This window comes from Sneathiella sp. (assembly GCF_036844445.1).
In the GTDB taxonomy this organism is placed as follows: domain Bacteria; phylum Pseudomonadota; class Alphaproteobacteria; order Sneathiellales; family Sneathiellaceae; genus Sneathiella.
In genome coordinates this window covers 1-25,689 of the sequence record NZ_DAIUFV010000003.1, presented here as the reverse complement: position 1 = coordinate 25,689, position 25,689 = coordinate 1, and the positions used below count along the sequence as shown (strand labels likewise).

Annotated in this window: 19 protein-coding genes and 1 tRNA gene; all 20 read right to left on the bottom strand. The window is 60.1% G+C overall.

Annotated elements, in window-relative coordinates; genetic code table 11:
• Positions 1-2: 2 nt before the first annotated feature.
• The gene (gene rplC / locus V7Z56_RS06765) at positions 3-749 is read right to left on the bottom strand and encodes a 50S ribosomal protein L3 (protein ID WP_443023765.1); all 747 of its coding nucleotides are present in this window, start codon (positions 747-749) and stop codon (positions 3-5) included.
• 5 nt (positions 750-754) lie between these two features.
• Positions 755-1,069, bottom strand: a complete 315-nt coding sequence (rpsJ, locus tag V7Z56_RS06760) for a 30S ribosomal protein S10 (RefSeq protein ID WP_287948675.1) — start codon at positions 1,067-1,069, stop codon at positions 755-757.
• Between the two features lie 54 nt (positions 1,070-1,123).
• Positions 1,124-2,314, bottom strand: coding sequence for an elongation factor Tu (tuf, locus tag V7Z56_RS06755; protein WP_287948672.1), 1,191 nt, complete (start codon positions 2,312-2,314; stop codon positions 1,124-1,126).
• 39 nt (positions 2,315-2,353) lie between these two features.
• A complete protein-coding gene (fusA, locus tag V7Z56_RS06750) occupies positions 2,354-4,429 on the bottom strand; it encodes an elongation factor G (protein ID WP_334128601.1) in 2,076 nt (691 codons plus the stop codon).
• 42 nt (positions 4,430-4,471) lie between these two features.
• Positions 4,472-4,942 carry a 30S ribosomal protein S7 gene (gene rpsG, locus V7Z56_RS06745; RefSeq protein ID WP_334128600.1) on the bottom strand — a complete coding sequence of 157 codons (471 nt, stop codon included), beginning with the start codon at positions 4,940-4,942 and terminating at the stop codon, positions 4,472-4,474.
• Between the two features lie 12 nt (positions 4,943-4,954).
• The gene (rpsL, locus tag V7Z56_RS06740) at positions 4,955-5,326 is read right to left on the bottom strand and encodes a 30S ribosomal protein S12 (RefSeq protein ID WP_334128598.1); all 372 of its coding nucleotides are present in this window, start codon (positions 5,324-5,326) and stop codon (positions 4,955-4,957) included.
• A 427-nt stretch (positions 5,327-5,753) separates the two neighbouring features.
• The gene (rpoC, locus tag V7Z56_RS06735) at positions 5,754-9,938 is read right to left on the bottom strand and encodes a DNA-directed RNA polymerase subunit beta' (RefSeq protein ID WP_443023764.1); all 4,185 of its coding nucleotides are present in this window, start codon (positions 9,936-9,938) and stop codon (positions 5,754-5,756) included.
• A 118-nt stretch (positions 9,939-10,056) separates the two neighbouring features.
• Positions 10,057-14,154 (bottom strand): DNA-directed RNA polymerase subunit beta, encoded by a 4,098-nt coding sequence (gene rpoB / locus V7Z56_RS06730; RefSeq protein ID WP_334129049.1) that lies wholly within the window; start codon positions 14,152-14,154, stop codon positions 10,057-10,059.
• 275 nt (positions 14,155-14,429) lie between these two features.
• A complete protein-coding gene (gene rplL, locus V7Z56_RS06725) occupies positions 14,430-14,810 on the bottom strand; it encodes a 50S ribosomal protein L7/L12 (protein ID WP_334128609.1) in 381 nt (126 codons plus the stop codon).
• A gap of 60 nt (positions 14,811-14,870) precedes the next feature.
• A complete protein-coding gene (gene rplJ / locus V7Z56_RS06720) occupies positions 14,871-15,380 on the bottom strand; it encodes a 50S ribosomal protein L10 (protein WP_334128608.1) in 510 nt (169 codons plus the stop codon).
• Positions 15,381-15,646: 266 nt separating this feature from the next.
• The gene (rplA, locus tag V7Z56_RS06715; protein ID WP_334128607.1) at positions 15,647-16,339 is read right to left on the bottom strand and encodes a 50S ribosomal protein L1; all 693 of its coding nucleotides are present in this window, start codon (positions 16,337-16,339) and stop codon (positions 15,647-15,649) included.
• A 5-nt stretch (positions 16,340-16,344) separates the two neighbouring features.
• Positions 16,345-16,773, bottom strand: a complete 429-nt coding sequence (rplK, locus tag V7Z56_RS06710; protein WP_334128606.1) for a 50S ribosomal protein L11 — start codon at positions 16,771-16,773, stop codon at positions 16,345-16,347.
• 83 nt (positions 16,774-16,856) lie between these two features.
• Positions 16,857-17,387: a transcription termination/antitermination protein NusG gene (nusG, locus tag V7Z56_RS06705; RefSeq protein WP_334128605.1), complete on the bottom strand. Its 531-nt coding sequence runs from the start codon at positions 17,385-17,387 to the stop codon at positions 16,857-16,859.
• 4 nt (positions 17,388-17,391) lie between these two features.
• Positions 17,392-17,589 carry a preprotein translocase subunit SecE gene (gene secE, locus V7Z56_RS06700; RefSeq protein ID WP_334128604.1) on the bottom strand — a complete coding sequence of 66 codons (198 nt, stop codon included), beginning with the start codon at positions 17,587-17,589 and terminating at the stop codon, positions 17,392-17,394.
• A gap of 73 nt (positions 17,590-17,662) precedes the next feature.
• Positions 17,663-17,738 (bottom strand) — tRNA-Trp (locus V7Z56_RS06695).
• 109 nt (positions 17,739-17,847) lie between these two features.
• Positions 17,848-19,038 carry an elongation factor Tu gene (tuf, locus tag V7Z56_RS06690; protein WP_287948672.1) on the bottom strand — a complete coding sequence of 397 codons (1,191 nt, stop codon included), beginning with the start codon at positions 19,036-19,038 and terminating at the stop codon, positions 17,848-17,850.
• Positions 19,039-19,077: 39 nt separating this feature from the next.
• Entirely contained in the window at positions 19,078-21,153 is a 2,076-nt protein-coding gene (gene fusA, locus V7Z56_RS06685; protein ID WP_334128601.1) for an elongation factor G, read from the bottom strand.
• Positions 21,154-21,195: 42 nt separating this feature from the next.
• Complete coding sequence (rpsG, locus tag V7Z56_RS06680; protein WP_334128600.1) at positions 21,196-21,666, bottom strand: 30S ribosomal protein S7; 471 nt, start codon at positions 21,664-21,666, stop codon at positions 21,196-21,198.
• A 12-nt stretch (positions 21,667-21,678) separates the two neighbouring features.
• A complete protein-coding gene (gene rpsL / locus V7Z56_RS06675) occupies positions 21,679-22,050 on the bottom strand; it encodes a 30S ribosomal protein S12 (RefSeq protein ID WP_334128598.1) in 372 nt (123 codons plus the stop codon).
• 427 nt (positions 22,051-22,477) lie between these two features.
• Positions 22,478-25,689 (bottom strand): DNA-directed RNA polymerase subunit beta' (gene rpoC / locus V7Z56_RS06670; RefSeq protein WP_334128597.1); only part of this gene is annotated, 3,212 nt, incomplete at its 5' end.

Sequence of the window (25,689 nt, the reverse complement as noted above, 5' to 3'; positions counted from 1 at the left end):
CTTTACTCTTCCGCCGCGCCGTCGGCAACGGAGGACTCTTCGACAGGCGCATCCGCCGCTGCGGCTTCCCCGCCCTTGGCGATGAATGCTGCCGGGAACGGAGCATTCTCGGGGCGCGCCTTCTTGATCGCGTCGGCGATATAGACCCAGGATCCCTTGGCCCCCGGAACGGCGCCTTTGAGGAGAACCAGTCCGCGATCCTTGTCGGTCGAGACCACTTTCAGATTCTGCGTGGTCACGCGGGCGGCGCCCATGTGACCGGCCATCTTCTTGCCTTTGAAAACCTTGCCCGGATCCTGACACTGGCCGGTGGAACCATGCGCGCGATGCGACACGGAGACACCGTGCGAGGCGCGCATACCGCCGAAGTTGTGCCGCTTCATCGCGCCGGCAAAGCCTTTACCGATGCTCGTGCCGACAACATCGACATACTGATCCGCGACGAAGTGATCCGCCGTCAGCTCCGCACCGACATCGACAAACGCGTCTTCCGACACGCGGAACTCGGCCACCTTCATCTTCGGCTCGACTTCCGCCTTGGCGAAATGGCCGCGCAGTGCCCGCGTCACATTCTTGACTTTGGCCGTGCCCGCACCGAGTTGGACGGCATTATAGCCATGGCTGTCCGCCGTGCGATGCGCGACGACCTGACATTTGTCAACGGCAAGAACGGTCACCGGAACATGTGTGCCGTCTTCCGCGAAAATCCGGGTCATGCCCAGCTTTTTTGCGATCAATCCACTACGCATTTAGATCACCCCAACAGCTTGATGGACACATCGACGCCTGCGGCGAGGTCCAGTTTCATGAGCGCGTCCACCGTCTGCGGCGTCGGCTCAACGATATCCAGGAGACGCTTGTGGGTCCGGATTTCGAACTGCTCACGCGACTTCTTGTCAATATGCGGACCGCGCAGGACCGTATATTTGTCGATGTGCGTCGGCAGCGGAATGGGCCCGCGAACTTTTGCGCCCGTGCGTTTCGCCGTGTTTACAATTTCACCTGTCGAAGCATCGAGAACGCGATGGTCATACGCTTTCAGGCGGATGCGGATATTTTGGTTTTCCATTACTCTGGTCACTCCAGAAGAGAAACATGGCAGCCCCGGAGGGCTGCCCGCAAGTTAAGCAGTTACGCTGGCGACGACGCCGGCGCCGACGGTGCGGCCGCCTTCGCGGATCGCGAAACGCAGGCCTTCGTCCATGGCGATCGGCGCGATCAGCTCGACATCCATCGTCACGTTATCGCCCGGCATCACCATCTCCGTCCCTTCGGGAAGCGAGACAACGCCCGTCACGTCCGTCGTGCGGAAGTAGAACTGCGGACGGTAGTTCGTGAAGAACGGCGTATGACGGCCGCCTTCTTCCTTCGTCAGGATGTAGGCTTCAGCCTTGAACTTCGTGTGCGGGGTGATCGAGCCCGGACGCGCCAGAACCTGGCCGCGCTCAACATCCTCGCGCTTCGTGCCGCGCAGCAGCACGCCGACGTTGTCACCGGCCTGGCCCTGATCGAGCAGCTTGCGGAACATTTCAACGCCCGTGCAGGTCGTCTTCGTCGTCGGGCGGATGCCGACAATCTCGACTTCCTCGCCAACCTTGACCACGCCGCTCTCGATACGGCCCGTTACAACCGTGCCGCGGCCCGAGATCGAGAACACGTCTTCGATCGGCATCAGGAACGGCTTGTCAATCGCCCGCTCCGGCTGCGGAATGGCTTCGTCAACCGCCGCCATCAGCTTCAGGATCGCGTCCTTGCCAATCTCGTCGTCACGGCCTTCAAGCGCCGCCAGCGCCGAGCCGGCAACAATCGGAATGTCGTCGCCCGGGAATTCATATTCAGACAGCAGCTCGCGGATTTCCATCTCGACCAGCTCCAGCAGCTCCGGATCGTCAACAAGGTCAACCTTGTTCAGGAACACCACCAGCGCCGGAACGCCAACCTGGCGCGCCAGCAGGATATGCTCGCGCGTCTGCGGCATCGGGCCGTCGTTCGCCGACACAACCAGGATCGCCCCGTCCATCTGCGCCGCACCCGTGATCATGTTCTTCACATAGTCCGCGTGACCCGGGCAGTCGACATGCGCATAGTGACGGTTGGCCGTCTCATATTCAACATGCGACGTCGAAATCGTGATGCCGCGCGCCTTCTCTTCCGGCGCCTTGTCAATCTCGTCAAACGCAAACGACTTGCCGCCGCTCGCTTCCGAAAGCACCTTCGTAATCGCCGCCGTCGTCGTCGTCTTCCCATGGTCAACGTGACCAATGGTGCCAATGTTTACATGCGGTTTACTGCGATCAAATTTCTCTTTGGCCATTTTAATTCTCCAATTTCCCGGCTGCCTCAGCTCGTTTCGTTACGCCAACTTCGCCAGAACTTCGTCTGAAACGTGTTGTGGCACAGGTTCATAATGGTCGAAGACCATGGTAAAGGTTGCCCGCCCCTGGGTCTGGGAACGCAGCGTGTTCACATAGCCAAACATGTTGGCGAGCGGCACCATGGCATTGACGACCTGCGCAATGCCGCGCTGTTCCGTTCCGGTCACCTGACCGCGGCGGCTGTTGAGGTCGCCCATGACGTCGCCGATATACTCATCCGGCGTCACGATCTCGACCTTCATCATCGGCTCAAGCAGACGCAGGCCGGCCTTGCGGGCCGCCTCGCGCATCGCCGCACGACCGGCGATTTCGAAGGCCATGACCGAGCTGTCGACGTCATGATAGGCACCGTCGATCAGCGTCACTTTCACGTCGATCATCGGGAAGCCGGCGAGCACGCCCGTCTCGACGATTTCGCGGACACCCTTCTCAACGCCCGGGATGTATTCCTTCGGAACCGACCCGCCCGTGATGGTATCACCAAAGACAAAACCTGCACCGGCCTCGCTCGGCTCGACAACAATCTTGATCCGCGCGAACTGACCCGAACCACCCGACTGCTTCTTGTGGGTGTAGTCGAGTTCGGCCCGCTGGGTGAGGCTTTCGCGATACGCCACCTGCGGTGCACCGACGTTTGCTTCCACCCCGAATTCCCGGCGCATGCGATCGACAATGATGTCGAGATGCAATTCGCCCATGCCCTTGATGATCGTCTGGCCGCTCTCGACGTCGGACGACACGCGGAAGGACGGATCCTCCTTGGCAAGGCGGTTGAGGGCGATGCCCATCTTTTCCTGGTCCGACTTGGTCTTCGGCTCGACGGCAATCTCGATCACCGGCTCGGGGAATTCCATCCGCTCCAGAATAACCGGCTTCACCGCATCGCACAGCGTGTCACCGGTCGTGGTGTCTTTCAGGCCAGCAATGGCGACGATATCGCCGGCGCGGGCTTCCTTCACATCTTCCCGGCTGTTGGCATGCATCTGAAGCATGCGGCCAACGCGCTCGCGGGTGCCCTTTACGGAGTTCAGCGTCGACGTGCCGGCTTCCAGAACGCCCGAATAGACGCGCACGAAGGTCAGCGAGCCGACGAACGGATCGCTCATCACCTTGAAGGCGAGGCCGGCGAACGGCTCGTCATCGGACGGCATGCGCTCGATGTCCTTCTCGGTCTTCACATCGATGCCGTGCGTGCCGCCGATATCGACCGGCGAGGGCATGAAATCGACAACCGCGTCGAGCAGCGGCTGAACACCCTTGTTCTTGAACGCCGTTCCGGTCAGAACCGGCACGAAGATCGCCTCGATGGTGCCCTTGCGAATGCAGCGGCGCAGCGTCGCCTCGTCCGGCTCTTCGCCTTCGAGATAGGCTTCGAGAACCGCCTCATCGACCTCGATTGCCGTGTCGATCATCTTCTCACGGTATTCCGCGGCCTGATCGGCAAGCTCGGGGCGAATGTCGCGATATTCGAACTGCGCGCCGGCTTCATCGCCGAGCCAGACCACTTCCTTCATCCGGATGAGGTCGATAACGCCCTCGAAATCGGATTCGGAGCCGATCGGCAGCTGGATGACCAGCGGGGTCGCGCCAAGGCGGGTTTTGAACATGTCGACGCAGCGCAGGAAGTTCGCGCCTGTGCGGTCCATCTTGTTGACGAAGCACATCCGCGGCACGCGGTACTTGTCGGCCTGGCGCCAGACGGTTTCCGACTGCGGCTCAACACCGGCAACGCCGTCAAACACGGCGATCGCGCCGTCGAGAACGCGGAGCGAACGCTCCACCTCGATGGTGAAGTCCACGTGACCGGGCGTATCGATGACGTTGATGCGGTGATCGTGCCAGAAGCAGGTGGTCGCGGCAGAGGTGATGGTGATCCCACGCTCCTGCTCCTGCTCCATCCAGTCCATGGTCGCCGAGCCGTCATGCGTCTCGCCTACCTTGTGAGACACCCCGGTGTAGAACAGAATGCGTTCCGTGGTTGTCGTCTTACCGGCATCAATATGGGCCATAATCCCAATGTTGCGGTATCGGTCGATAGGGGTTTTGCGTGCCATGTCGGAAATCCTAAAAGCTTTAGCTTGCGTCGTTAAATTCAATTACCAGCGGTAATGGGCAAACGCGCGGTTCGCCTCCGCCATCTTGTGCGTGTCCTCACGCTTCTTCACTGCGCCACCCCGCTCGTTGGACGCATCGAGAATCTCGCCGGACAGGCGGTCAACCATGGTGACCTCGGAGCGCTTGCGCGCGCTGGCGATCAGCCAGCGGATCGCCAGGGCCTGGCCGCGCTCGCTGCGCACCTCGACCGGCACCTGGTAGGTCGCACCACCGACACGGCGGGAGCGGACTTCGATATCGGGCTTAATCTTGTCGAGCGCTTCATGGAAAACTTCAACGGGATTGTTGCCCGTCTTCTTTTCGATGATCTCGAAGGCCTTGTAGATAATACCTTCGGCAGTCGACTTCTTTCCGTCATACATGAGGGAGTTCATGAACTTGGTCAGAACAACATCCCCATACTTTGCGTCAGGGAGAATTTCGCGTTTTTCAGCTGCGTGACGACGTGACATTCAATTCATTCCTTATTTCGGCTTCTTGGCGCCATATTTGGAGCGACGCTGACGACGGCTTGCAATACCCTGCGTATCCAGCACACCGCGAATGATGTGATAGCGAACGCCCGGCAAGTCCTTCACACGACCGCCACGGATCAGAACCACAGAGTGCTCCTGCAGATTATGCCCTTCGCCGGGGATGTAGCTTGACACCTCAAAACCATTGGTCAGGCGGACACGGGCAACTTTACGAAGCGCGGAGTTCGGCTTCTTCGGCGTCGTCGTATAAACTCGTGTGCAGACACCACGTTTCTGCGGGCACGCCTCCATGGCGGGCACTTTATTCCGCGAAATCGGTGCCTTGCGGGGATTTCTAATCAGCTGATTAATAGTAGGCATTCTTCTTCCTATCATTCGTTCCCGCAAACAGAACAGCCGCGCGCAGTTGCGGCTCTGCTCGCGGTCAGGTTTTTTGCGTCCACCCGAAGAGACTTAACACGTGTGTTTTTTAAAAAAATCCTGACGACACACGGAAAATTCAGTACACGACCAGTGTCAGGAGCGCGCAATATATGGGCGGGGTTTCATGCAGTCAAGAAGAAAGATTGGCATTTCATTAATCTTTCCCGCCCGCTCCGCTTGCCCCTCCGCCGGCCCATGGCGGCGCCCGCATTTTCGCAAAAAGAGAATAAAAATCACGATGTTGCACGAATTCAGATCGTGATCGCGCGCGGCGATGAAAAACGGCGCCCTGATCGGGGCGCCGTTCGTCTCATGGAGTGGCCCTCCCGCGGGGCATTGCCCGCGCACGAAGGCGATTCTCCTGTTATTCGGCGGCCGAGGTCTCGCCGCTGCTCTCGGGTTCCAGCATATCGATGCCGGCATTCTGCTCCTGCAGCTCGCGGTCGCGCTTCGCGGCCGTCACCTTGAGGCGGTTCATCATCGCGCCCGTTCCCGCCGGGATCAGGCGGCCGACGATGACGTTCTCCTTCAGACCGACCAGCATATCGCGCTTGCCGGCGACCGAGGCTTCCGTCAGCACCCGCGTCGTCTCCTGGAAGGAGGCGGCGGAGATGAAGGAGTTGGTCTGCAGGCTCGCCTTGGTGATACCGAGCAGAACCGGGCTGCCTTCGGCCGGCGCGCGGCCTTCGGCAACGAGCTTCGCGTTATGCGCCTCGAACTCTTCGGCATCGACCTGCTCGCCGAGCAGGAAGTAGCTGTCGCCCGGCTTCTCGATCTCGATCTTCTGCAGCATCTGTCGGCAGATCACTTCAATATGCTTGTCGTTGATCTTCACGCCCTGCAGGCGATAGACGTCCTGGATCTCGTTGATCAGGAAGTTGGCGAGCGCCTCGACCCCGAGCACTTTCAGGATATCGTGCGGCGCCGGGTTGCCATCAAGCAGGTAGTCGCCGACGCGGACGAAGTCGCCCTCGTTGACCGCGAGATGCTTGCCCTTCGGAATCAGATACTCGACCGGCTCCAGATTCTCGTCTTCGGGGCGGATATAAAGCCGCCGCTTGGACTTGTAATCCTTGCCGAACTCGACGAAGCCGCTGACCTCGGCGATGATCGCGTGATCCTTCGGACGACGTGCCTCGAAAAGTTCCGCCACCCGCGGCAGACCGCCGGTGATGTCCTTGGTCTTGGAGCCTTCGCGCGGAATACGGGCAAGCACGTCACCGGCCTGCACATCTGCGCCGTCCTCAACCGAGAGGATAGCATCGACGGGCAGGAAGTAGCGGGCCTCATGACCGCTCGGCAGGGTGAGAATCTCACCCTCGTCATCGCGCAGCGTGATGCGCGGGCGGAGGTCGCTGCCCTTCGGCTGTGACTTCCAGTCAACGACAATCTTCCGGGTGATGCCGGTCGCCTCATCAACCTGTTCGGCCATCGACACGCCGCCGACAAGGTCCTTATAACTGACCTTACCCTTGAGCTCGGTGATAACCGGCGTGGTGAACGGATCCCACTGCGCCAGCTTGTCGCCCTTGCGGACCTCGGCCCCCTCATCGACGAGGAGACGCGTGCCGTAGGCGACGCGGTGGCGGGCCCGCTCGCGGTTATTGACATCGACCAGAACCAGTTCGGAGTTCCGGCCCATGACGATCGGGAAGCCGCTGGAGTTGACAACCACGTTGCGGTTCTCGATCCGGATCGTGCCGTCATGCGACGCCTCGATGGAGGAGGTTTCCGCAACCTGCGCCGTACCGCCGATATGGAAGGTCCGCATGGTAAGCTGCGTTCCGGGCTCACCGATGGACTGCGCGGCGATAACACCGACTGCCTCACCGATATTGACCGGGGTGCCCCGCGCGAGGTCACGGCCGTAGCATTTCGCGCAGATGCCGCCCTTCGTCTCGCAAGTCAGAACCGAGCGGATCAGAACCTGCTCAACCCCGACCGTCTCGGTCTGGAGCGCCGTCGCCTCGTCGAACATCTCACCGGCCGCGACAAGAACCTCGCCCGTGGTCGGATTGATCACATCGACAGCCGCCGTGCGGCCGAGAAGGCGGTCATTCAGGGTCGAGATGATATCGCTCCCCTCCACCACTTCGCGAACCGTCAGCCCGTTGGTCGTGCCGCAGTCCTCTTCGATGACGACGCAATCCTGCGCGACGTCGACGAGACGGCGGGTCAGGTAACCGGAGTTCGCGGTCTTAAGCGCCGTATCGGCGAGACCCTTACGGGCGCCGTGCGTCGAGTTGAAGTATTCAAGAACGCTGAGGCCTTCCTTGAAGTTGGAAATGATCGGCGTCTCGATGATCTCACCCGAGGGCTTGGCCATCAGGCCGCGCATCCCGGCAAGCTGCTTCATCTGCGCCGCGGAACCACGGGCGCCGGAGTTGGCCATCATGTAGATGGAGTTGATGCCGACCTGACGGCCGTTCTCATCCATCTCCACCTTCTCGATGACCTTCATCATCTCTTCGGCGACGCGGTCCGTGCACTGTGACCAGGCATCGATGACCTTGTTGTACTTCTCGCCCTGCGTGATCAGGCCGTCATAATACTGACGCTCATATTCCTCGGCGAGCTTGCGCGTGCTTTCAACAAGCTGCTCCTTCGCTTCCGGAATACGCATGTCGTCCTTGCCGAAGGAGATACCGGCGCGGCAGGCGTGGGAGAAGCCGAGGCCCATCAGCCGGTCGGCGAAAATCACCGTCTCCTTCTGGCCGCAGTGACGATAGACCTCGTCGATCACCTGCGTGATCTCCTTCTTCGTCAGCAGGCGGTTGATCAGGTTGAAGTTGATCTTCGCGTTGCGCGGCAGAATTTCCTCGATCAGCATACGGCCCGGCGTGGTCTCCACCACTTTGCGCACCTCGCTGCCGTCTTCCTGCATCTCATAGATACGGGTCTTGATCTTGCTGTGCAGCGTCAGGATTTTGTTGTCGATCGCATGCAGCGCTTCGGCAACGTCGGCAATCAGCATTCCCTCGCCCGGCTCATTCGCCCGGTCCATGGTGAGGTAATAGATACCAAGAACAATGTCCTGGCTCGGCACGATGATCGGCTTGCCGCTCGCCGGGCTCAGGATGTTGTTGGTCGACATCATGAGAACGCGGGCTTCAAGCTGCGCTTCGAGCGACAGCGGCACGTGAACAGCCATCTGGTCACCGTCGAAGTCGGCGTTGAAGGCCGTGCAGACCAGCGGGTGAAGCTGGATCGCCTTGCCCTCGATCAGGGTCGGCTCGAACGCCTGGATACCGAGGCGGTGCAGCGTCGGCGCACGGTTGAGCAGCACCGGATGCTCGCGGATCACCTCTTCGAGGATGTCCCAGACTTCCGGCCGTTCTTTCTCAACCAGCTTCTTCGCCATCTTGACGGTCGCCGCCATGCCCTTCAGTTCCAGCTTCGCATAAACGAAGGGCTTGAAAAGCTCGAGCGCCATCTTCTTCGGCAGGCCGCACTGATGGAGTTTCAGCTCCGGCCCGACCACGATCACCGAACGGCCCGAATAGTCGACGCGCTTACCCAGAAGGTTCTGGCGGAAGCGGCCCTGCTTGCCCTTCAGCATGTCGGAGAGCGACTTCAGCGGACGCTTGTTGGCGCCCGTGATGACGCGGCCGCGGCGGCCGTTGTCGAACAGCGCATCAACCGATTCCTGCAGCATGCGCTTTTCGTTGCGGACAATGATGTCCGGCGCGCGGAGCTCGATGAGGCGCTTCAGGCGGTTGTTGCGGTTGATGACGCGGCGATAGAGATCGTTCAGATCAGACGTCGCAAAGCGGCCGCCATCGAGCGGCACCAGCGGGCGCAGCTCCGGCGGGATCACCGGGATCACCTGCAGGATCATCCATTCCGGACGGTTGCCCGATTCAATGAAGGCCTCGATGATCTTGAGACGCTTGGCGAGCTTGCGGGGCTTGGCTTCAGAGGTGGTCGTCGCCATTTCCTCGCGGATTTCCTCGCGGATCGCTTCGAGATCGAGGCCGGCGAGAACATCGCGGATCGCTTCCGCGCCGATGCCGGCGGTGAAGGCATCCTCACCATATTCGTCCTGCGCGTCGAGATATTCCTCTTCGCTGAGAAGCTGGTACTGCTTCAGCGGCGAGAGGCCCGGCTCGATGACCACGTAGTTTTCGAAATAGAGGATCCGCTCGAGATCCTTCAGCGTCATATCGAGCAAGAGGCCGATGCGCGACGGCAGCGACTTCAGGAACCAGATATGCGCAACCGGGGACGCCAGTTCGATATGCGCCATGCGTTCGCGGCGGACCTTGGAGAGCGTGACTTCAACGCCGCACTTCTCGCAGGTGATGCCGCGGTATTTCATCCGCTTGTACTTGCCGCAAAGGCATTCGTAATCCTTGATCGGACCGAAGATACGGGCGCAGAAGAGGCCGTCCTTCTCCGGCTTGAATGTGCGGTAGTTGATGGTTTCGGGCTTTTTGATCTCACCGTAGGACCAGGACCGGATGCGTTCCGGCGATGCAATCGAGATGCGGATTTGATCGAAAGCCTGAGTGCCCTGCGGCTGACCAAATAGGTTCATTAGCTCATTCATGGACCATCTCTCCTTTTTAACCCGGGATCCCCCGGGAGGCGCCTGTATGGCAGCCTTAAAATTCTAATGTCAGTGACCGGCGTTCATGCGGTCCCGGCCGGAGCCGGGACCGGTATCCTCAGTATCCCGTCTGGGAAAGTTCGACATTCAGGCAGAGGGAGCGCATTTCCTTCACCAGAACGTTGAAGCTTTCCGGAATACCGGCTTCGAACGTGTCATCGCCGCGGACAATGGCTTCATAGACCTTGGTACGGCCGGCCACGTCGTCGGACTTGACGGTCAGCATTTCCTGCAGCGTGTAGGCGGCGCCATATGCCTGCAGGGCCCAGACCTCCATTTCACCGAAGCGCTGGCCGCCGAACTGCGCCTTACCGCCGAGCGGCTGCTGGGTCACAAGGCTGTAGGGGCCGATGGAGCGCGCATGGATCTTGTCATCAACCAGATGGTGCAGTTTCAGCATATAGATATAGCCGACTGTCACTTTCCGGTCGAACGGCTCGCCCGTGCGCCCGTCAATCAGCGTTACCTGACCGGAGGTATCAAGCCCCGCGATCTCAAGCAGGCGGTTGATATCCTCTTCCCGCGCGCCGTCGAAGACCGGCGTTGCCATCGGCACGCCATGCGTCAGGTTGCCGCCAAGTTCGAGGAACTGTTCGTCGGACATATCCGACATCTTTTCCTCATACTCGGTATCGCCATAGACCTCTTTCAGCTTCGCCTTGAGCGGCGCGAGATCGGCGGAGCCATGGCGGATGCGCGTCATGATCTCGCTGATCTGGCGGCCGATACCATGGCTCGCCCAGCCAAGATGCGTCTCGAGGATCTGCCCGACGTTCATGCGCGAGGGCACGCCGAGCGGGTTCAGCACGATATCGACCGGCGTTCCGTCCTCAAGATAGGGCATATCCTCTTCCGGCAGGATGCGGGAGATGACACCCTTGTTGCCGTGGCGGCCGGCCATCTTGTCGCCCGGCTGCAGCTTGCGCTTCACGGCAACGAAGACCTTGACCATCTTCATTACCCCGGGCGGCAGCTCGTCGCCGCGCTGCAGCTTGTCCACCTTGTTTTCAAAGCGGGCGCGGAGTGCACCGATCGCCTCGTCATACTGCTTCTTCAGCTGCTCGATCTTCTCCATCGCGCTGTCGTCCTGGACGCTGATCTGCCACCAGACACCGCGGTGCAGGTCGAGGAGCTTCTCGGAGGTGATTTCCTCACCCGCCTTGAACTCGCTCGGGCCGGACGCCACGATCTGTGAAATCAGCAGGCCCTTCAGGCGGTCATAGATCGTCCGCTCGAGGATCGCCTTTTCGTCGTCCCGGTCTTTCGCCAGATGCTCGATCTCGTCGCGCTCGATGGCGAGCGCGCGCTCGTCCTTCTCAACGCCGTGACGGTTGAAGACGCGTACCTCGACGACCGTTCCGGCAACCCCGGGCGGCAGACGGAGCGAGGTGTCGCGCACGTCGGACGCCTTCTCGCCGAAGATGGCGCGCAGCAGCTTCTCTTCCGGCGTCATCGGGCTTTCGCCCTTCGGCGTGATCTTGCCGACGAGAATATCGCCCGGCTGGATTTCCGCACCCACATAGACGATACCGGCTTCGTCGAGGTTCTTCAGCCCCTCCTCGCCGACGTTCGGAATATCGCGGGTGATTTCTTCCGGGCCGAGTTTCGTGTCGCGGGCGGCAACTTCAAACTCCTCGATATGGATCGAGGTGAAGATATCGTCCTTCACGATCCGCTCGGAGATGAGGATCGAGTCCTCGAAGTTATAGCCGTTCCACGGCATGAAGGCGACCAGCACGTTGCGGCCGAGCGCGAGCTCGCCAAGATCCGTCGACGGACCGTCACAAATAATATCACCGGCTTCGACCCGATCGCCGACCTTCACGAGCGGCCGCTGGTTGATGCAGGTGTTCTGATTGGACCGCTGGAACTTCAGCAGGTTGTAGATATCGACACCGGACTTGGTGAGATCATCCTCATCGGTCGCGCGGATAACGACGCGGGTCGCATCCACCTGATCGACCACGCCGGCGCGTTTCGCCACCGTGGCGACGCCGGAATCGCGGGCCACCCGCTCTTCCATACCGGTGCCGACGAACGGCGCCTCGGCCCGCAGGAGCGGCACCGCCTGGCGCTGCATGTTCGATCCCATCAGTGCGCGGTTGGCGTCGTCATTCTCAAGGAACGGGATAAGCGCCGCGCCGACCGAGACAAGCTGCTTGGGCGACACGTCGATATAGGTCACGTCCTCGGGCTTGGCGACGACATAGTCGCCCTGCGCGCGGCAGCGAACGAAATCCTCGGTGAATCGGCCCTCTTCATCGAGGGCGGCGTTGGCCTGCGAGATCGTGTGCTTGCTCTCCTCCATGGCGGAGAGATAGCGGACCTCATTGGTCAGCTTGCCGTTTTCGACGCGCTGATAGGGGCTTTCGATAAAGCCGTATTTGTTGACGCGCGCAAAAGTGGCGAGCGAGTTGATCAAACCGATGTTCGGGCCTTCCGGCGTCTCGATCGGGCAGATACGGCCGTAATGGGTCGGGTGCACGTCGCGAACTTCAAAGCCCGCGCGCTCCCGCGTCAGGCCGCCCGGGCCAAGCGCCGACAGGCGGCGCTTGTGGGTGATCTCGGAAAGCGGGTTGGTCTGGTCCATGAACTGGCTGAGCTGGCTCGAGCCAAAGAATTCACGCACCGCCGCGGCGGCCGGTTTCGCATTGATCAGGTCATGCGGCATCACCGTGTCGATCTCGACCGAGCTCATCCGCTCGCGGATCGCCCGCTCCATGCGAAGAAGCCCGATGCGATACTGGTTCTCCATCAGCTCACCGACCGAGCGCACCCGGCGGTTGCCGAGGTTATCGATATCGTCGGTCTCGCCATGCCCGTCTTTCAGGCGGACCAGCGTCTTGACAACCGCGAGGATATCTTCTTTACGCAGCACGCGCACGGTGTCCTCAACCTCGAGATCGAGGCGGAGGTTCATCTTGACGCGGCCGACGGCGGAAAGGTCATAGCGCTCCGGATCGAAGAAAAGCCCGTTGAAGAGGGCTTCCGCCGTCTCTTCGGTCGGCGGCTCACCCGGACGCATGACGCGGTAGATGTCGATCAGCGCCTGATCGCGCGACGTGCTCTTGTCGATGGCGAGCGTGTTGCGGATATAGGGGCCGACATTGACGTTATCGATATCGAGCGTCGAGAGTTCCTTGAAGCCGGCTGCCTCAAGCCGGTCGATCATCGCTTCGGTAAGCTCATCGCCCGCCTCGGCGAACACTTCACCGGTCTTCTCGTTGATCAGATCTTCGGCGATATAGCGCCCGACCAGATCGAGATGGCCGACGAGCATGTCCTTGAGGCCCTCTTCCACCAGTTTCTTGGCAAGACGCTGGGTGATTTTCGTGCCCGCTTCGGCGACCACCTTTTCGGTGTCGGCGTCGATCAGGTCGCGGATAAGCCGGCTGCCGCGCACGCGCTCGACATTGAACGGCGTCCGCCAGCCCTTTTTCTCGAGCTTGTAGTCAACCCGGTCGTAGAAATAGTTGAGGATATCCTCATGCGTCATATCGAGCGCCTGCAGCAGCGTCGTCACCGGCAGCTTGCGGCGGCGGTCGATGCGCACATAGACAATATCCTTGGCGTCAAATTCGAAATCGAGCCACGAGCCGCGATAGGGGATAACGCGCGCCGCGAACAGGAGCTTGCCGCTCGCATGCGTCTTGCCCTTGTCATGATCGAAGAAGACGCCCGGGCTGCGGTGCATCTGCGAGACGATGACGCGCTCGGTGCCGTTGATGATGAAGGTGCCCTTGTCCGTCATGAGCGGCATGTCGCCCATGTAGACGCTCTGCTCCTTGATATCGAGGACGGACTTCGCTTCAGTGTCCGGATCGACCTCGAATACAATAAGACGCAAGGTCACCTTGAGCGGCGCGGCAAAGGTCATGCTGCGCTGCTGGCACTCTTCCTCGTCATATTTCGGGGCTTCAAACTCGTAGGAAACGAATTCGAGACTTGCCGTATCCGCGAAATCCTTGATCGGGAATACAGACTTGAAAACCGCCTGTAGCCCCTCGTCACCGCGCTGATCGGGTGGCGTGTCTTTCATCAAAAACGCATCGTAGGACGTTTTCTGAACCTCAATCAGGTTCGGCATTTCAGTTGCCGCCTTGATTGTTCCGAAATTTTTACGAACGCGCTTGCGACCGGTGAAAGACTGCAAAATGCCCATGCCAAATCCCCGTATGTTTTCTGGCCAACTGAATAACAACCCCGGAAAACAAGAGTTGCCGCCGGATCTCCGACAGCGCCCGAAGCGGGGGCGCCTGGTCAGGAAATCCTGCTGATTTCTTCCGGATATCCACCCCTCCGGACGGGTCACGTGTTTGAAATCCCGACGGATTTTGCGATCACCGCTTTGAAAGCGGCTGCGGGGAAGGCAGCAAAAGCCACCTTCCCCGTTTATTTCAAGCTACCAAAAGGTCGCTGCAACAAAACTGTTTACTTAAGTTCAACAGTTGCGCCTGCGCTTTCGAGCTGTTCTTTGATCTTCGCGGCTTCGTCCTTGTTGACGCCTTCCTTAACGGGCTTCGGCGCACCTTCAACAAGGTCTTTCGCTTCCTTCAGGCCAAGGCCGGTGATGGCGCGAACTTCCTTGATGACGTTGATCTTCTTGTCACCGACGGTGGCAAGAATAACGTCAAATTCGTCCTTTTCCTCAGCCGCAGCAGCTTCGCCGCCGCCAGCGCCCGGAGCCGCTGCAACAGCGACCGGAGCCGCCGCGGAGACGCCCCATTTTTCTTCCAGAAGTTTTGCGAGTTCCGCAGCTTCCAGCACGGTCAGGCTGGAAAGATCTTCGGCAATCTTTTCGAGATCGGCCATTTTACTAGTTCTCCTCAGGTAAACCTATTGGTTTGTTTCGATATTAACTGGCTATTACATCTAACCCTGTGCGGCTTTCGCCGCCAGGACACGGGCCAACTGGCCGGCCGGTGCCTGCAGAACGCCGGCGATCTTCGTCGCGGGTGCCTGCACCAGACCGATAAGTTTTCCACGAAGCTCATCGAGCGAAGGCATGCTGGCGAGAGCCTTGACACCTGCGGCGTCAAGCGTTGTCTCACCCATGGCGCCGCCGATGACGATGAACTTCTCATTCCCCTTGGCAAAGTCCGTCGCCACCTTCGGGGCCGCGACCGGATCGCTTGAATAGGCGATACCCACCGGGCCTTTCAGTTTTGCGGACAGGGAACTATAGTCCGTGCCATCAAGAGCGAGACGCGCAAGCCGATTTTTGGTCACTTTGAAGCGGGCTCCGGCCTGCCGCATCTTAACGCGCAGATCGGTCATTTCCGCGACAGTGAGACCACTGTATTCGGCAATGACAACCACTGAGGCCTCGTTAAAGACACCGTTCAGCTCGGCAACCACCGCTTCTTTTTGCGATCGGTCCACTCGTCGTCTCCAGTTTTTGAAATATCCCGACTTCAGGATATTCCGTTTTCACTTGAACCCGGCGGGGTGCCGGATCCGGTTCAAACTGTCCCAGGTCCACCTGAATTGCTGACTTGCAGCGAATTTTTTAGCTTCCCTGTCTATGCAGGCAACGAACGCTTTTAAATTTCCGGAGATCCGGAAACACCTGCAGTCTTGGACAGACGGGCCGGCATGCCGACCCGACATCTGCCGCCCCTTGCGAGGCGGCAAATCCCGTCGCGGCGTCAGATGACGTCGCTGACCTCAAGCTTCACGCCCGGCCCCATGGTGGAGCTGACGGCGATCTTCCTGATATATGTTCCTTTGGCGCCGCTCGGCTTGGCTTTCGCCACCGCATCGACGAAGGCGCGGATATTCTCGCGCAGCGCATCCTTGCTGAAGCTCGACTTGCCGAGGCCGGCGTGGATGATCCCGCTCTTCTCGGCGCGGAATTCGACCTGGCCGCCCTTCGCCGCCTTGATGGCGTCGGCGACATTCGGCGTCACCGTGCCGAGCTTCGGGTTCGGCATCAGGCCGCGCGGACCCAGCACCTTGCCGAGACGGCCGACGATTGCCATCATGTCGGGCGTTGCGATGCAGCGATCGAAATTCATCTCGCCGTTCTGGATACGCTCCATCAGATCTTCAGCGCCGACCAGTTCGGCACCGGCCGCTTTCGCTTCCTCGGCCTTGTCGCCGCGCGCAAACACCGCAACGCGGACCGACTTGCCCGTGCCGTTCGGCAGCTGGATCACGCCGCGCACCATCTGGTCCGCGTGGCGCGGGTCAACGCCGAGGTTCATGGCAATTTCGACAGTCTCGTCAAATTTCGACGTCGCGTTCGCCTTGATGATGTCGATCGCCTCGTCAAGCCCATAGAGCTTGTTGCGGTCAACCTGTCCGGCCTGGGCCTTCTGTTTTTTCGTCAGTTTCGCCATGATCCTTACTCCACCACTTCCAGGCCCATGGAACGGGCAGACCCACGGATGATGTCCATTGCCGTTTCGATATCATTGGCGTTGAGATCCGGCATTTTCGCCTCGGCAATCTCGCGCACCTGCGCCTCGGTCACCTTTCCGGCAACGCTGCGGCTCGGCGTCGCGCCGCCCTTCTTGAGCCCTGCGGCCTTCTTCAGGAAGTAAGCCGCCGGCGGCGTCTTGGTCACGAAGCTGAACGAGCGGTCCGCATAGACCGTGATCACAGTCGGAATCGGCATACCGGCTTCCATACCGCCGGTCGAGGCATTGAACGCCTTGCAGAATTCCATAATGTTAACACCGCGCTGACCCAGGGCCGGGCCGATGGGCGGCGAAGGATTTGCCTGTCCCGCCGGGACCTGCAACTTGATATAACCCGTAATTTTCTTTGCCATTATATTCCCTCTTCAACAATAAGGGGTCGTGGTTTGGCCATGGCCGGCCTCCCACAACATTTCCGCACCATGCGGACTTCGAATTAACTCTTCTCGACCTGCGAATAATCAAGCTCGACGGGCGTCGAGCGGCCGAAAATGGAGACCGACACTTTCAGCTTGGCCTTTTCCTCATCAACCTCTTCGACGAGACCCATAAAGGTCGCGAACGGACCGTCGCTGACGCGCACTTCCTCGCCGAGCTCGAAGGTGACCGACGGCTTCGGCCGCTCGATCCCTTCCTGCACCTGGTTGAGGACGGCTTTCGCCTCCTTCTCGGAGATCGGCGTCGGCTTGTTGCCGTTACCGAGGAAGCCCGTCACCTTCGGCAGGTTTTTCACCAGATGATAGGTTTCCTCATTCATTTCCATATGCGCGAGGACGTAGCCGGGGAAGAATTTGCGCTCCGTATTGACCTTCTGGCCGCGGCGCACTTCCACCACTTCCTCGACCGGCACCAGCACCTCTTCAAAGTGGTCGGCGAGACCCTTCAGAATCGCCTGTTCCTTGATGGCCTGGGCGACCTTCTTCTCAAACCCTGAGTAGGCGTGAATGATGTACCAACGTTTTGCCATAGGATCAGGACCCCAGCGTCATGAATGTCTTGATGGCTAACTGGATGCCGCTGTCAACCAGAAAGAAGAACATCGAGGCCAGAAAAACCATGACGAAGACCATCCCCGTGGTGATCAGCGTCTCCTTTCGGGTCGGCCACGTGACCTTCGAGGCTTCCTGCCGCACCTGGCGGATAAAAGCTCCTGGGTTAACCTTCGCCATATTAAATCAATATCCTCATTTCGGGTGAATGACCCGGCGGTATACAAGACTTTTACGCAGAGATCAACCAGAATGGCAGGAGAGGAGGGACTCGAACCCCCAACCCCCGGTTTTGGAGACCGGTGCTCTACCAATTGAGCTACACTCCTCCGGCCTGAACGGGCAGACCCGGGTCGCTGATCCGCTTGAATCGGCGCCCGGGACTGCCTTTATCTCTGCATCACTGTCTTAACCGATAAGACAGGATGTGTCTTTGCCTTAAGCAGTTACGCTGGCGACGACGCCGGCGCCGACGGTGCGGCCGCCTTCGCGGATCGCGAAACGCAGGCCTTCGTCCATGGCGATCGGCGCGATCAGCTCGACATCCATCGTCACGTTATCGCCCGGCATCACCATCTCCGTCCCTTCGGGAAGCGAGACAACGCCCGTCACGTCCGTCGTGCGGAAGTAGAACTGCGGACGGTAGTTCGTGAAGAACGGCGTATGACGGCCGCCTTCTTCCTTCGTCAGGATGTAGGCTTCAGCCTTGAACTTCGTGTGCGGGGTGATCGAGCCCGGACGCGCCAGAACCTGGCCGCGCTCAACATCCTCGCGCTTCGTGCCGCGCAGCAGCACGCCGACGTTGTCACCGGCCTGGCCCTGATCGAGCAGCTTGCGGAACATTTCAACGCCCGTGCAGGTCGTCTTCGTCGTCGGGCGGATGCCGACAATCTCGACTTCCTCGCCAACCTTGACCACGCCGCTCTCGATACGGCCCGTTACAACCGTGCCGCGGCCCGAGATCGAGAACACGTCTTCGATCGGCATCAGGAACGGCTTGTCAATCGCCCGCTCCGGCTGCGGAATGGCTTCGTCAACCGCCGCCATCAGCTTCAGGATCGCGTCCTTGCCAATCTCGTCGTCACGGCCTTCAAGCGCCGCCAGCGCCGAGCCGGCAACAATCGGAATGTCGTCGCCCGGGAATTCATATTCAGACAGCAGCTCGCGGATTTCCATCTCGACCAGCTCCAGCAGCTCCGGATCGTCAACAAGGTCAACCTTGTTCAGGAACACCACCAGCGCCGGAACGCCAACCTGGCGCGCCAGCAGGATATGCTCGCGCGTCTGCGGCATCGGGCCGTCGTTCGCCGACACAACCAGGATCGCCCCGTCCATCTGCGCCGCACCCGTGATCATGTTCTTCACATAGTCCGCGTGACCCGGGCAGTCGACATGCGCATAGTGACGGTTGGCCGTCTCATATTCAACATGCGACGTCGAAATCGTGATGCCGCGCGCCTTCTCTTCCGGCGCCTTGTCAATCTCGTCAAACGCAAACGACTTGCCGCCGCTCGCTTCCGAAAGCACCTTCGTAATCGCCGCCGTCGTCGTCGTCTTCCCATGGTCAACGTGACCAATGGTGCCAATGTTTACATGCGGTTTACTGCGATCAAATTTCTCTTTGGCCATTTTAATTCTCCAATTTCCCGGCTGCCTCAGCTCGTTTCGTTACGCCAACTTCGCCAGAACTTCGTCTGAAACGTGTTGTGGCACAGGTTCATAATGGTCGAAGACCATGGTAAAGGTTGCCCGCCCCTGGGTCTGGGAACGCAGCGTGTTCACATAGCCAAACATGTTGGCGAGCGGCACCATGGCATTGACGACCTGCGCAATGCCGCGCTGTTCCGTTCCGGTCACCTGACCGCGGCGGCTGTTGAGGTCGCCCATGACGTCGCCGATATACTCATCCGGCGTCACGATCTCGACCTTCATCATCGGCTCAAGCAGACGCAGGCCGGCCTTGCGGGCCGCCTCGCGCATCGCCGCACGACCGGCGATTTCGAAGGCCATGACCGAGCTGTCGACGTCATGATAGGCACCGTCGATCAGCGTCACTTTCACGTCGATCATCGGGAAGCCGGCGAGCACGCCCGTCTCGACGATTTCGCGGACACCCTTCTCAACGCCCGGGATGTATTCCTTCGGAACCGACCCGCCCGTGATGGTATCACCAAAGACAAAACCTGCACCGGCCTCGCTCGGCTCGACAACAATCTTGATCCGCGCGAACTGACCCGAACCACCCGACTGCTTCTTGTGGGTGTAGTCGAGTTCGGCCCGCTGGGTGAGGCTTTCGCGATACGCCACCTGCGGTGCACCGACGTTTGCTTCCACCCCGAATTCCCGGCGCATGCGATCGACAATGATGTCGAGATGCAATTCGCCCATGCCCTTGATGATCGTCTGGCCGCTCTCGACGTCGGACGACACGCGGAAGGACGGATCCTCCTTGGCAAGGCGGTTGAGGGCGATGCCCATCTTTTCCTGGTCCGACTTGGTCTTCGGCTCGACGGCAATCTCGATCACCGGCTCGGGGAATTCCATCCGCTCCAGAATAACCGGCTTCACCGCATCGCACAGCGTGTCACCGGTCGTGGTGTCTTTCAGGCCAGCAATGGCGACGATATCGCCGGCGCGGGCTTCCTTCACATCTTCCCGGCTGTTGGCATGCATCTGAAGCATGCGGCCAACGCGCTCGCGGGTGCCCTTTACGGAGTTCAGCGTCGACGTGCCGGCTTCCAGAACGCCCGAATAGACGCGCACGAAGGTCAGCGAGCCGACGAACGGATCGCTCATCACCTTGAAGGCGAGGCCGGCGAACGGCTCGTCATCGGACGGCATGCGCTCGATGTCCTTCTCGGTCTTCACATCGATGCCGTGCGTGCCGCCGATATCGACCGGCGAGGGCATGAAATCGACAACCGCGTCGAGCAGCGGCTGAACACCCTTGTTCTTGAACGCCGTTCCGGTCAGAACCGGCACGAAGATCGCCTCGATGGTGCCCTTGCGAATGCAGCGGCGCAGCGTCGCCTCGTCCGGCTCTTCGCCTTCGAGATAGGCTTCGAGAACCGCCTCATCGACCTCGATTGCCGTGTCGATCATCTTCTCACGGTATTCCGCGGCCTGATCGGCAAGCTCGGGGCGAATGTCGCGATATTCGAACTGCGCGCCGGCTTCATCGCCGAGCCAGACCACTTCCTTCATCCGGATGAGGTCGATAACGCCCTCGAAATCGGATTCGGAGCCGATCGGCAGCTGGATGACCAGCGGGGTCGCGCCAAGGCGGGTTTTGAACATGTCGACGCAGCGCAGGAAGTTCGCGCCTGTGCGGTCCATCTTGTTGACGAAGCACATCCGCGGCACGCGGTACTTGTCGGCCTGGCGCCAGACGGTTTCCGACTGCGGCTCAACACCGGCAACGCCGTCAAACACGGCGATCGCGCCGTCGAGAACGCGGAGCGAACGCTCCACCTCGATGGTGAAGTCCACGTGACCGGGCGTATCGATGACGTTGATGCGGTGATCGTGCCAGAAGCAGGTGGTCGCGGCAGAGGTGATGGTGATCCCACGCTCCTGCTCCTGCTCCATCCAGTCCATGGTCGCCGAGCCGTCATGCGTCTCGCCTACCTTGTGAGACACCCCGGTGTAGAACAGAATGCGTTCCGTGGTTGTCGTCTTACCGGCATCAATATGGGCCATAATCCCAATGTTGCGGTATCGGTCGATAGGGGTTTTGCGTGCCATGTCGGAAATCCTAAAAGCTTTAGCTTGCGTCGTTAAATTCAATTACCAGCGGTAATGGGCAAACGCGCGGTTCGCCTCCGCCATCTTGTGCGTGTCCTCACGCTTCTTCACTGCGCCACCCCGCTCGTTGGACGCATCGAGAATCTCGCCGGACAGGCGGTCAACCATGGTGACCTCGGAGCGCTTGCGCGCGCTGGCGATCAGCCAGCGGATCGCCAGGGCCTGGCCGCGCTCGCTGCGCACCTCGACCGGCACCTGGTAGGTCGCACCACCGACACGGCGGGAGCGGACTTCGATATCGGGCTTAATCTTGTCGAGCGCTTCATGGAAAACTTCAACGGGATTGTTGCCCGTCTTCTTTTCGATGATCTCGAAGGCCTTGTAGATAATACCTTCGGCAGTCGACTTCTTTCCGTCATACATGAGGGAGTTCATGAACTTGGTCAGAACAACATCCCCATACTTTGCGTCAGGGAGAATTTCGCGTTTTTCAGCTGCGTGACGACGTGACATTCAATTCATTCCTTATTTCGGCTTCTTGGCGCCATATTTGGAGCGACGCTGACGACGGCTTGCAATACCCTGCGTATCCAGCACACCGCGAATGATGTGATAGCGAACGCCCGGCAAGTCCTTCACACGACCGCCACGGATCAGAACCACAGAGTGCTCCTGCAGATTATGCCCTTCGCCGGGGATGTAGCTTGACACCTCAAAACCATTGGTCAGGCGGACACGGGCAACTTTACGAAGCGCGGAGTTCGGCTTCTTCGGCGTCGTCGTATAAACTCGTGTGCAGACACCACGTTTCTGCGGGCACGCCTCCATGGCGGGCACTTTATTCCGCGAAATCGGTGCCTTGCGGGGATTTCTAATCAGCTGATTAATAGTAGGCATTCTTCTTCCTATCATTCGTTCCCGCAAACAGAACAGCCGCGCGCAGTTGCGGCTCTGCTCGCGGTCAGGTTTTTTGCGTCCACCCGAAGAGACTTAACACGTGTGTTTTTTAAAAAAATCCTGACGACACACGGAAAATTCAGTACACGACCAGTGTCAGGAGCGCGCAATATATGGGCGGGGTTTCATGCAGTCAAGAAGAAAGATTGGCATTTCATTAATCTTTCCCGCCCGCTCCGCTTGCCCCTCCGCCGGCCCATGGCGGCGCCCGCATTTTCGCAAAAAGAGAATAAAAATCACGATGTTGCACGAATTCAGATCGTGATCGCGCGCGGCGATGAAAAACGGCGCCCTGATCGGGGCGCCGTTCGTCTCATGGAGTGGCCCTCCCGCGGGGCATTGCCCGCGCACGAAGGCGATTCTCCTGTTATTCGGCGGCCGAGGTCTCGCCGCTGCTCTCGGGTTCCAGCATATCGATGCCGGCATTCTGCTCCTGCAGCTCGCGGTCGCGCTTCGCGGCCGTCACCTTGAGGCGGTTCATCATCGCGCCCGTTCCCGCCGGGATCAGGCGGCCGACGATGACGTTCTCCTTCAGACCGACCAGCATATCGCGCTTGCCGGCGACCGAGGCTTCCGTCAGCACCCGCGTCGTCTCCTGGAAGGAGGCGGCGGAGATGAAGGAGTTGGTCTGCAGGCTCGCCTTGGTGATACCGAGCAGAACCGGGCTGCCTTCGGCCGGCGCGCGGCCTTCGGCAACGAGCTTCGCGTTATGCGCCTCGAACTCTTCGGCATCGACCTGCTCGCCGAGCAGGAAGTAGCTGTCGCCCGGCTTCTCGATCTCGATCTTCTGCAGCATCTGTCGGCAGATCACTTCAATATGCTTGTCGTTGATCTTCACGCCCTGCAGGCGATAGACGTCCTGGATCTCGTTGATCAGGAAGTTGGCGAGCGCCTCGACCCCGAGCACTTTCAGGATATCGTGCGGCGCCGGGTTGCCATCAAGCAGGTAGTCGCCGACGCGGACGAAGTCGCCCTCGTTGACCGCGAGATGCTTGCCCTTCGGAATCAGATACTCGACCGGCTCCAGATTCTCGTCTTCGGGGCGGATATAAAGCCGCCGCTTGGACTTGTAATCCTTGCCGAACTCGACGAAGCCGCTGACCTCGGCGATGATCGCGTGATCCTTCGGACGACGTGCCTCGAAAAGTTCCGCCACCCGCGGCAGACCGCCGGTGATGTCCTTGGTCTTGGAGCCTTCGCGCGGAATACGGGCAAGCACGTCACCGGCCTGCACATCTGCGCCGTCCTCAACCGAGAGGATAGCATCGACGGGCAGGAAGTAGCGGGCCTCATGACCGCTCGGCAGGGTGAGAATCTCACCCTCGTCATCGCGCAGCGTGATGCGCGGGCGGAGGTCGCTGCCCTTCGGCTGTGACTTCCAGTCAACGACAATCTTCCGGGTGATGCCGGTCGCCTCATCAACCTGTTCGGCCATCGACACGCCGCCGACAAGGTCCTTATAACTGACCTTACCCTTGAGCTCGGTGATAACCGGCGTGGTGAACGGATCCCACTGCGCCAGCTTGTCGCCCTTGCGGACCTCGGCCCCCTCATCGACGAGGAGACGCGTGCCGTAGGCGACGCGGTGGCGGGCCCGCTCGCGGTTATTGACATCGACCAGAACCAGTTCGGAGTTCCGGCCCATGACGATCGGGAAGCCGCTGGAGTTGACAACCACGTTGCGGTTCTCGATCCGGATCGTGCCGTCATGCGACGCCTCGATGGAGGAGGTTTCCGCAACCTGCGCCGTACCGCCGATATGGAAGGTCCGCATGGTAAGCTGCGTTCCGGGCTCACCGATGGACTGCGCGGCGATAACACCGACTGCCTCACCGATATTGACCGGGGTGCCCCGCGCGAGGTCACGGCCGTAGCATTTCGCGCAGATGCCGCCCTTCGTCTCGCAAGTCAGAACCGAGCGGATCAGAACCTGCTCAACCCCGACCGTCTCGGTCTGGAGCGCCGTCGCCTCGTCGAACATCTCACCGGCCGCGACAAGAACCTCGCCCGTGGTCGGATTGATCACATCGACAGCCGCCGTGCGGCCGAGAAGGCGGTCATTCAGGGTCGAGATGATATCGCTCCCCTCCACCACTTCGCGAACCGTCAGCCCGTTGGTCGTGCCGCAGTCCTCTTCGATGACGACGCAATCCTGCGCGACGTCGACGAGACGGCGGGTCAGGTAACCGGAGTTCGCGGTCTTAAGCGCCGTATCGGCGAGACCCTTACGGGCGCCGTGCGTCGAGTTGAAGTATTCAAGAACGCTGAGGCCTTCCTTGAAGTTGGAAATGATCGGCGTCTCGATGATCTCACCCGAGGGCTTGGCCATCAGGCCGCGCATCCCGGCAAGCTGCTTCATCTGCGCCGCGGAACCACGGGCGCCGGAGTTGGCCATCATGTAGATGGAGTTGATGCCGACCTGACGGCCGTTCTCATCCATCTCCACCTTCTCGATGACCTTCATCATCTCTTCGGCGACGCGGTCCGTGCACTGTGACCAGGCATCGATGACCTTGTTGTACTTCTCGCCCTGCGTGATCAGGCCGTCATAATACTGACGCTCATATTCCTCGGCGAGCTTGCGCGTGCTTTCAACAAGCTGCTCCTTCGCTTCCGGAATACGCATGTCGTCCTTGCCGAAGGAGATACCGGCGCGGCAGGCGTGGGAGAAGCCGAGGCCCATCAGCCGGTCGGCGAAAATCACCGTCTCCTTCTGGCCGCAGTGACGATAGACCTCGTCGATCACCTGCGTGATCTCCTTCTTCGTCAGCAGGCGGTTGATCAGGTTGAAGTTGATCTTCGCGTTGCGCGGCAGAATTTCCTCGATCAGCATACGGCCCGGCGTGGTCTCCACCACTTTGCGCACCTCGCTGCCGTCTTCCTGCATCTCATAGATACGGGTCTTGATCTTGCTGTGCAGCGTCAGGATTTTGTTGTCGATCGCATGCAGCGCTTCGGCAACGTCGGCAATCAGCATTCCCTCGCCCGGCTCATTCGCCCGGTCCATGGTGAGGTAATAGATACCAAGAACAATGTCCTGGCTCGGCACGATGATCGGCTTGCCGCTCGCCGGGCTCAGGATGTTGTTGGTCGACATCATGAGAACGCGGGCTTCAAGCTGCGCTTCGAGCGACAGCGGCACGTGAACAGCCATCTGGTCACCGTCGAAGTCGGCGTTGAAGGCCGTGCAGACCAGCGGGTGAAGCTGGATCGCCTTGCCCTCGATCAGGGTCGGCTCGAACGCCTGGATACCGAGGCGGTGCAGCGTCGGCGCACGGTTGAGCAGCACCGGATGCTCGCGGATCACCTCTTCGAGGATGTCCCAGACTTCCGGCCGTTCTTTCTCAACCAGCTTCTTCGCCATCTTGACGGTCGCCGCCATGCCCTTCAGTTCCAGCTTCGCATAAACGAAGGGCTTGAAAAGCTCGAGCGCCATCTTCTTCGGCAGGCCGCACTGATGGAGTTTCAGCTCCGGCCCGACCACGATCACCGAACGGCCCGAATAGTCGACGCGCTTACCCAGAAGGTTCTGGCGGAAGCGGCCCTGCTTGCCCTTCAGCATGTCGGAGAGCGACTTCA